The following is a 9,391-nucleotide window of genomic DNA, read 5'->3' on the forward strand; positions in this document are numbered from 1 at the left end:
CCGAAAAGTGACAAATAGCAAAAAAAGCAAATAATAAAAGTAAATTTTTAGTCATATTTTTTTGTTTATAAACAAATTTAAGTCCGTTAAACAATCATATGATTACCGAAAAGTTAAATCGATGTTAATAAAGTGTAATCTACCAGCAGAAACTGATATTTACAGATGGTAAGCAGTTAGATTAAGTAAGGAATCAAAATAAATTAACCGATTGATAGTCACTAGTAATTTCTAGATTATCCAATTTGTTGTTATTTTCCAATACAAAACTTACCAAAGATATTCTTCAACAAGTCATCATTCGATATCTGCCCCGTAATCTCGCCTAAATCATGCAACGCATAGCGGAGATCCTGTGCGATTAAATCACCTGTTAATCCAGTTCGCAATCCACGAAGGACAGATTCCAAAGTTTCTTGTGTTTGCAAAAGATGTTGGTAATGACGTAGATTAGTCACTAGCGTGCCACCTGCACTTACTTGATCCAAGCCTACTACATCGAGTAAAGCCTTCTCTAAGTCGGCCAGGCCATCTTTATTTTTCGCCGAAAGGCAAATCAGTAAAGGTATTTCCCGTACGATTGTTTGTAATGTTTCCGCACTTACTTGATCCTTCTTATTTAAAATCTGTATCACAGGAATGGCTAAATCGCCCAAGGCTTCCACACCCGCTCGAATCGATAAAGCATCTTCCGTCGTCGCATCAGCCATATAAATGACCACTTGCGCTTTCTTCACCCATGCCTGCGTCCGCTCCACGCCCATCGCCTCAATCACATCTTCAGTCTCACGTAATCCCGCTGTATCAATCAAACGGAATTTAATTCCACCCAATACCCACGAATCTTCTAAGCTGTCCCGCGTCGTCCCTGCAATGTCCGAAACAATCGCACGCTCTTCGTTTAACAAAGCATTTAATAGGGTAGATTTCCCTGCATTTGGCTTACCAACAATCACCGTGGCAACGCCATTTTTAATGGCATTTCCGGCTCGAAAACTGGCTACTAAAGGACGAATGGCTACCAATAACTGATTCACCAAATCCTCTAAATCCTTCCGATCCGCAAATTCTACATCCTCCTCACCGAAATCCAATTCCAATTCAATCAAAGATGCAAAATGAATCAATTGCTCGCGTAAAGCTGCTAGTTCATTCGAAAATCCTCCACGTAATTGGTGCAATGCCACCGCTTGCGCCGCCGCTGAATCGGCCGCAATCACATCAGCAACCGCTTCCGCTTGCGCCAAATCAAAGGCTCCATGCATAAAAGCCCGTTGGGTAAATTCCCCAGCCCGCGCTAATCGCGCACCTTTCTCCACAAATAATTGAATAATACTCTCCTGAATAAACGGAGATCCATGACACGATATCTCCACCACATCCTCTTTGGTATAACTCTTTGGGGCAATGTATAAACTCACCACCACCTCGTCATATACCCGACCAGCATCCTCAATCCGACCATAATGAATCGTATGCGATGCTTGTTTCGTTAAGTCTTTAGGTTTAAACACAGCATTAACCAAAGGAATCGAATCTGGTCCAGATAAACGGATAACCCCAATCGCACCCACCCCTGCAGGTGTAGCCAATGCCACAATCGTGTCGTGAAATAACATTAAAGTAGGTTTTGAAGCTTCATAGCCACCGACATATCGCCTGAAATCTTTACTTTACCCGTCATCACGGCCATCATCGGATTTAATTCACCCTTCAGTAAAGCAGTAAAATTCTCTTCCGTGGACGCAATGGTGCAATCTGCATCCACATTTTCATTCGTTACTGTTCCGTCTGAATTTACGACGATAATACCTGAAGGAAATGCAAATTTAAATGATAAGCCCTGTCCACCTTTTTGAGCAGCCAAAGCATTAATACGATCATTGATTTCTTGAAATGTCATGTTGTATATAGTTTAAAACACAAAACTACTACTTAAATCTCCCGATGACAAATTACCTTGAAGTCGCAAAATTGACAACTCGCTAAATCTTTCGTTTTTTCAAAAGGAATTGATGCGTCTAAAATTCGATGTACCCATATGCGAATTAACTCGACTGAATCTGCTTTAAAATCAGCTAGAGATTGACCTTCTTCGAACCACAATCCCTTTTCCTCATGTAACACTTGAGCATCCAAATTTCGAAAAGAAATAATCCCCGGCTGAATATCCAGACCCTCTTTGGAAATACGTGCAAACATATCCACATTCTGCTCCGATGGACTACCCAACTCAGCAGCAAACAAAAACTTATAAAACCACAATTGGAATAACTTCGCTTTGAAATTCTCCGATGTCAACGTATCCATCAAACCCAAATCGCTGACCTTTAAATCTTTCTTCTCCACTTTTCCCGTCTTGTAATCGATAATCCGATAGGTATTTCCCAAGCGGTCCAAACGGTCCACACGTCCAGTCAATTTGACTTCCACGTTCTCCTGAACGTAGTCAACAGATACTCGCGTTTCAAACTTCTTTTCCGTCGCGATTAATTGAACACGTTCCTCTGACCAAGCTGTTTCCGCCAAATAATACTGTTCCAAAATCGTCTTGGCCACTTCCTTTAAAATAAAATTAAAGCCCTTTTCCAACTCATATACCCCCTCACGCGCTTGAATGCTCAACATGGCATCATCGAGATACACATCCAGTTTAGCCAAACGATCCGACACATTCGATTGATCATACCAGCCCTCTTTTTGACTTAAAATTTCCCCATCTACGATTTCCAATACCTTATGTACCCACGTGCCAAAGACATCCGCCCCCATCTCATCTTCTGCCTCCTTGTCTTTGCGCAAATTCAAAATCTGACTGTAATAATATTTCAAACTACACGTTGAAAACATCGCAATACTCGAAGGCGATAACCCGCGCCCAGCCAAATTCGCTTTAACTTGCTTGAGGATATCTTCTGTTTTATCAATCCGGGTGTCGCCAACAACCTCTCCAGCGGTTGATGTACTAAATTGAATCATCGGCTCATGCCAATCCAATGCCGGATTCTTCGTTTTCCAATCAAATTGCAATTGCTTAATGAACCGACTCATTTCTTTGACACTCGACTTTTCAGATGGCATCACATAGAGCAAATGTACTTCACGTGGCCGCTGAAGGAGTCGGTGAAAGTGATACGACGCCACCGCATCCGCCTGCGTAAACGTAGGTAAATCAAACGTCGACATGGAGGCAATATCCAATGGAATTAAACTTTCACGCTTTCTCGTTCCAGGTAAACTACCCTCATTCAACGACAAAATGATCACCCGATCAAAATCCAAGGTGCGCGTTTCCAATAATCCCATCACATGTAAACTGCGATTCTCAGCTCCCTCAAAGGTCAATTTTTGCTGTTGGACCATTTGCGTCAACAATAAAGAACCACTCTTGACGGAAATAGGCTCTTGTCCCATGAGAGATTTTTGAATTGTTTCCAAAACGGAAATAACCTGACTAATGGCTTGGGTATCTTCGTCCCACTCTTTGGCAGGAATAGACCGCAACATCTTATCCACAATGAATTGAAAATCAACTAATAAACTATTGAAATCGCCCGCTTGAAATATCCGTTTCCAAACAGGTTCTGAGGCAAAAAACGTAGCTAAATCCGTGCTCACCGCATATAACTTATGTTGCTCACAAAAATCAGCTAAGCCCTTTTTTAGCTCATCCGTTTGTAGGTATTGACTCAACGGATGGGCCATAAATGCGCGGAATTGTGCCATTGGGATTCGGCCATCCGCAAACATCTTCTTGATCTTAAACCAGGCCGACATCCACGAAAAAATGGCTGTTTTCTTTAGCGAATAGCCCATCGTGATATTTAAGCGATCCTTAAATTCACCAATAAACAACAAAACCTGATCTAATAACCCCTCATCCGCTAAAACCAAAGCCACCTGTTCCTCCGAACCATGTGTTGCTTGCCATTTTCGAATCGTATCCAAAGCAATAAATACCTGAGCACTCGGATTAGCGGTTCCAATGAGTTCGACCCGCTTGGGATTCTCCAACAAATCGCGTCCCATCCATTTGAACGGACCACGCGATAAATAAGATGGAGATTCTGGTTTGGCATAATCCCGAAGCCAATGTCCTGCCCGATGATATCGATTGTCTACATAATATGCGTCTGCATCCCAAATGGTTTCTGCCAAATTTTGACGAATCAACAGACGAATAATTTCCTCCTCCGATTTTGATAAGGCATTAAAACCAATAAAATAGATTTTTTTATAGGATTTGGCTAGCGGTTTTCCCGCAACTAAGCGATTCACTAAATCACGATAGGCCATGCCTCGATACGCTAATCCTAAATCTGTTAACCGAGTTTGCAGTCGGCCGTATACCTCCAACAAATGATCATATAATTTAAAATAGGCCTTGGTATGCGATGTAATGTACTTCTGCGTATCCTTTTCTCCATAGGTTTCACCCCAGCGTTCCAAGGTTTTCACCTCGGATAAGAAAGCAAACATTTGGCGTGGGTCAACTAAATACATGTCGATGGAATCAAAATCCTTTAACATCAGTTGGCCCCACGTAATAAATCGATCAAAATCTACTTGCCCATCTACTTCCTTAAAACAGGCAAATGCTTCTAAAAGTAATTGAACCGGATCAACTAATTCGGACTGCGTCATTTGCAACGCAAACTCCTCAATGGTATGAAAATGTGGCGCCAAAAATGGCCGGTCTCCTAAATAAGCTAACTCTTTTTTAAGGTACAAAACGCCACGCTGGGAGGGCATGACCACCGCAATATCTTGCAGCTCATCTATTCCATGTTCCGCCCACAAATGCTCCGCCGTCTTCCTTAAAAATGTCTTCATCAACCTACAAATTCCCTTTTTTCATTTCTTTTACCGCATAATCAACAGCACGTGCAGTCAGCGCCATGTAAGTAAGTGAAGGATTTTGTGTTGAAGTAGAAGTCATACATGCGCCATCTGTCACAAAAACATTTTTCACAGCATGCATTTGATTCCATTTATTCAACATCGATGTTTTCGGATCTGCTCCCATACGCACCCCACCCATTTCATGAATATCTAATCCAGGCGCTTGCTTTGAATCACGGGTACGAATATTGGTAAATCCAGCTTTGGTATACATTTCCGTAAACTGTTCGATAAAATCCTTAACCATTTTATCATCATTATCGTCATAGGAAACATCCATGTGCATTAGTGGCAAGCCATGTGCATCTTTCTTCGTAGGATCTAGGGTTATTTTATTCGTCTCTTTCGGAATTGTTTCTCCCATCATGTGTGATCCAGCATACCAATTGTTATTCAGCTTCGGATTCAACAATGAGTTCTTTAAGCTTTCACCTACAGATTCACGATCAGTATGCGTTCCTCTACCCGCACTCATTCCAGCCGCATAGCCTCGTAAGAAGTTTGTCTCTTGCTTGTACAAATTACGGAAACGTGGAATGTAACCAGATGTAGGACGAGAACCTGCTGTTTTCGTATCTGCATATCCCTCAAATTCGGCCGATAAAGATGCACGGTAATTGTGAAATGCCACATATTTACCCAATACTCCACTGTCGTTTCCGAGACCATTTGGAAAACGATCCGACTTGGAATTCAATAAAATCGCATTGGTATTTAGAGCAGCCGCTGTAACAAATATCACTTTTGCGTAGTATTCAACCATCTCATTCGTATGCGTATCAATCACGCGAACACCAATCGCCTTCCCTTTTTTCGAATCATAAATAACCGAATCAACAATTGAATCCGGACGTAACGTCATATTTCCCGTCTTCGCAGCCCATGGCAACGTAGACGCATTCGAGCTAAAATAACCACCATAAGGGCAACCTCGCTGACATAAATTCCGACTCATACACCGACCGCGACCTTGTTGATAATGAATCTCGCGCGGCTCCGACAAATGGGCGCAACGCGCCACGATTACATGGCGGTCTTGATACATACGTTTAACTTCTTTTTGAAAGTGTTTTTCCACACAAGTTAACTCGTATGGAGGTAAAAAATCCCCATCTGGCAAGGAATCTAACCCATCTTTATTCCCTGAAATACCAGCAAAATATTCTACATACGAATACCATGGGTCAATATCTTTATAGTCAATTGGCCAAGGTGTTGCAAATCCATCCCGTGCCGGACCTTCAAAATCGAATTGAGACCAACGTTGTGTTTGGCGAGCCCAAAGCAAGGATTTACCTCCTACTTGGTAGCCACGAATCCAGTCAAATGGCTTGTCTTGGACATAAGGATGCTCCGCATCCTTTACCATAAAGTGCTTCGTATCTTCTTTAAATGCATAACATTTACTTACGACCGGGTTGGCTGCAATCTCCTCATTGGTTAATCGGCCACGATGTTCAAACTCCCAAGGACTCATCAGGGTTGTTGGGTAGTCTTCATTATGCGTCACTTTCCGACCCCGTTCCAAAACCAGCGTTTTTATTCCTTTATCACAAAACTCTTTGGCAGCCCATCCACCAGCTACTCCTGAACCAATGACAATTGCACCATAAGTTCGCTTTTCAGCATGCTTTAAAATATCCATTATTTATTTTTTGACAGGTACGCACGGATTCCAAAAACCGGGTGCCATTTGATAATTTAAATGATTAACTAAAACGTATTCCGTGCTCGTATAGCCCTGAATCGTCAGACCTTTCAAGGTAGCCATCGCCTTTTGTGCTTCTACACCAAATTGACCCTTCTCTAACAGAAATAAAAATTGCTCCTTTTCTGCCGCAGTTGCGACTGCAAGTGCATGCCCATTTTCAGTTTGAAACCAAGCAGGAATTTGACCTAAAACTTTTTGAAAGGTTGATTGAGCAGCTGGTTCGTAACAATCTTTGAGCATCGTTTTGACAAACGCTGGTACACCTAGACTGACAGCTCCTGGAATTTTCGATTCTGGAATAATAGCGCCCATCCATAAGTTTAAAGATGCTTCATCAATAGCAGATAATGCTAACGTACTACCGGAATTTTGTGCTGTTAATGGGTAGGAAACTAGGGCACCTAAGGTGGCTAATGCCATTCCTTTGATCCATTCCCTTCGTGTGGAAAAATTCATGTTTAATAGGATAAAATTATACCTACAAACATATCAAAAATTAATCAAATAAAAGCCACTTGACCCCATAGGCAAAACTTCTTCGCATAGCAGGATACAAATAAGCTACATAATGATTATTTGAAATTAAGCCCTGTGCGGCATTCGCATATTTGAAAAATAAGCGAACCCGATTGATACGTAAACTTAGATATGGATCCACCTGCACAAATGCGGGTAATTTAACTTGATTTTGTAAGTGAAATTGTTGGGTCGCCGGCATGTAGGCATCACCGTAGTAGGCCGACAAATAATGTGCGTCTACACCGATTTGAACATAAAGGAGTTTCTTGTATTGCACATTTACAGCTAGGTTCGCATTTGCAGCAAAATTTGGCATGCGCATCACATCAGGCCCTGTTAGCGTATTAGCGAAAACATTCGTATTCCAAACGACGCGCCCACGTTCACCTCCCCAAGCTAATCCCGTGCGAAATACACCGAGTCCCTTAGACTCTTGGCGCACATTGGCTAAGCTATCAAAATACACCCAATTCCCAATTCGCTGAATCGTCACCGATGGTTTAAAATACATTTTCGCATTTCCGATTGAAATTCCTCCTTCCAGCTGATCAAATGAAATTTGATTCAAGCCTTTATCCCAACGATAAGAAGAATTATACATCCACGTTTGCGCAATACTTGGACTCGACGAAGTCCGCTGAGCTTGCACATAAAACCATGGCGACTCAAACTTAGCCTTTAATTGATAATCGGACCCAATCAAATATTCCCCCTCAGCGGTAAAATCAACGGTTTCAGTGAATTTTTGATGTAACCAAAGCCCCACATAATTTTCAAGTCTATTTTTCGTCACATCGGTCAGCGGATTACTGACAGACCAATAGCGCTGACGCACATGCGCGCGGTATGTAAACTTTCTAAACACGCCCTTCAATCCCGTTTGATGACTGAATGATTGCCAATTATTCTCGTTATACAACGAATCTGAAGCGGGTGGCTGAATGTAGTTAATGTACGTTTTAGGGTAAAAACGTTTCCCTAAATTATTCTCAAAATCTAAATCTCTGAATTTGACTTGTCGGCTTTCCACATCCAATCGCTGAAACAACTGCAATCCCTTAAATCCAATAAATTCCTGGTAGACATGAAACTTCAAAAATTTATCTTTTGTCTGCGTCTTAGCAGCCGTCAAATAAGCAGTATTATCCACATACTTCAGCGCCTGAATGGGCGTCAGGTCATTAATTAACATGATTCCGCCCTGATCATTTACTTCGTGATTATAATAATTAATGTGAGCCAAAATTCGATATCGATCAGAACGTGAACGATAATTAGTATGCACTAAAAATCCCCACTGGCCTGTCAAATTTAAATTACGTGCTTTAAAAGCATCATCCGTAAAAGCTTTGTCGGAAACTAGACGTTGCAATTCAAGGCCAACGTTCCAAAGTGAATCAATGTTTCTAGCGAATGAAAAGTTTAAACGAGTTTGCCCACCGGCGCCATCGTTAAATTCAACATCAGAAAAAGGGGATTTGGTATTGTAATAACGAACTTTTTCAGGCGTGAAAGCGTAGGAAGAATAGATATTGTAGCCTAATTGTGTACCTAAGGTAGCCGTAACAGGAGTGAAAATGGACCGCGTTGCCGTACCATCCGAACCTAAATTAGTCTGCAAAAACCCACTGCGCTCTTGAAATAAATAGCGATGAAAAAGATGTAAGGTCGTATCAATGCGTCGTTTTTGAATCTGACTATCCATCACATCTTGCTCTAGAAAAAAATGCATAGATTCTGGACCATAGATTTGCTTCGTAGAATCATCAAGCGCTGCTCTTCCTGACTTTTGAGGTCCTTGTGATTGGGTTGCTGTAGTAGGTGTTGTTGGAAATCCCCCATTCGTGTTAATTCCACCATTCGTATTAACTCCCCCATTTCCCATGGGATTATTAGGGTTGGGAAATTGACCTATACTTTGAAAGGTAATGAGTCCAAAAAGAAATACGAGGAATCGAATTTTCACGCCGTAAAGGTAGCTAATTTTTGAGATTAAGCGGAACCTGAGAAGTTAACCAAGCCCAAAACTCCGCTTCTTGATCTATAAATTCCATCTGCATAGGCAAATAAAACAAACGTGAATGTAGTGCCGGGTAGCTACCTACATGTTCCTCCATCCGCACATAATCTTTGTGGGTTGTTAATATTCCTGCCGTATGGTCTAAGCTGGCCGCAACATGCTCCCAATACAGATAATCAGCTTTTTGAAATGCATAATGATCTGCATAGGTTTCCTGATTCAGAATATCACCAAACTTA

At 41.6% G+C, this 9,391-nt stretch carries 7 protein-coding genes; all 7 read right to left on the reverse strand.

From position 1 onward, the window contains the following. Positions 1 to 251: 251 nt before the first annotated feature. Positions 252 to 1,619, reverse strand: a complete 1,368-nt coding sequence (gene mnmE / locus AC1W6K_RS11450) for a tRNA uridine-5-carboxymethylaminomethyl(34) synthesis GTPase MnmE (RefSeq protein WP_481720954.1) — start codon at positions 1,617 to 1,619, stop codon at positions 252 to 254. Beyond that, positions 1,619 to 1,903, reverse strand: coding sequence for an SCP2 sterol-binding domain-containing protein (locus AC1W6K_RS11455; protein ID WP_481947589.1), 285 nt, complete (start codon positions 1,901 to 1,903; stop codon positions 1,619 to 1,621). The genes mnmE and AC1W6K_RS11455 overlap by 1 nt, the downstream gene beginning before the upstream one ends. 32 nt (positions 1,904 to 1,935) lie before the next feature. After that, on the reverse strand, positions 1,936 to 4,833 hold the full coding sequence (locus tag AC1W6K_RS11460; protein WP_481947590.1) for a PD-(D/E)XK nuclease family protein: 2,898 nt from the start codon (positions 4,831 to 4,833) through the stop codon (positions 1,936 to 1,938). 4 nt (positions 4,834 to 4,837) lie between these two features. Next, a complete protein-coding gene (locus AC1W6K_RS11465) occupies positions 4,838 to 6,547 on the reverse strand; it encodes a GMC oxidoreductase (protein ID WP_481947591.1) in 1,710 nt (569 codons plus the stop codon). Positions 6,548 to 6,550: 3 nt separating this feature from the next. Beyond that, positions 6,551 to 7,069 (reverse strand): gluconate 2-dehydrogenase subunit 3 family protein, encoded by a 519-nt coding sequence (locus tag AC1W6K_RS11470; RefSeq protein ID WP_481947592.1) that lies wholly within the window; start codon positions 7,067 to 7,069, stop codon positions 6,551 to 6,553. A 40-nt stretch (positions 7,070 to 7,109) separates the two neighbouring features. Further along, the gene (locus AC1W6K_RS11475; RefSeq protein ID WP_481947593.1) at positions 7,110 to 9,098 is read right to left on the reverse strand and encodes a putative porin; all 1,989 of its coding nucleotides are present in this window, start codon (positions 9,096 to 9,098) and stop codon (positions 7,110 to 7,112) included. Positions 9,099 to 9,111: 13 nt separating this feature from the next. Further along, the coding region (locus AC1W6K_RS11480) for a tetraacyldisaccharide 4'-kinase (protein ID WP_481947594.1) at positions 9,112 to 9,391 on the reverse strand (280 nt) is incomplete at its 5' end.

Source organism: Aquirufa sp. (genome assembly GCF_964796385.1).

Excerpts from the sequence above, each read along its gene's own strand:
- AC1W6K_RS11465 (WP_481947591.1), bottom strand. The coding sequence starts at position 6,547 with ATGGATATTTTAAAGCATGCTGAAAAGCGAACTTATGGTGCAATTGTC.
- mnmE (WP_481720954.1), bottom strand. The coding sequence starts at position 1,619 with ATGTTATTTCACGACACGATTGTGGCATTGGCTACACCTGCAGGGGTG.
- AC1W6K_RS11460 (WP_481947590.1), bottom strand. The coding sequence starts at position 4,833 with ATGAAGACATTTTTAAGGAAGACGGCGGAGCATTTGTGGGCGGAACAT.
- AC1W6K_RS11455 (WP_481947589.1), bottom strand. The coding sequence starts at position 1,903 with ATGACATTTCAAGAAATCAATGATCGTATTAATGCTTTGGCTGCTCAA.
- AC1W6K_RS11470 (WP_481947592.1), bottom strand. The coding sequence starts at position 7,069 with ATGAATTTTTCCACACGAAGGGAATGGATCAAAGGAATGGCATTAGCC.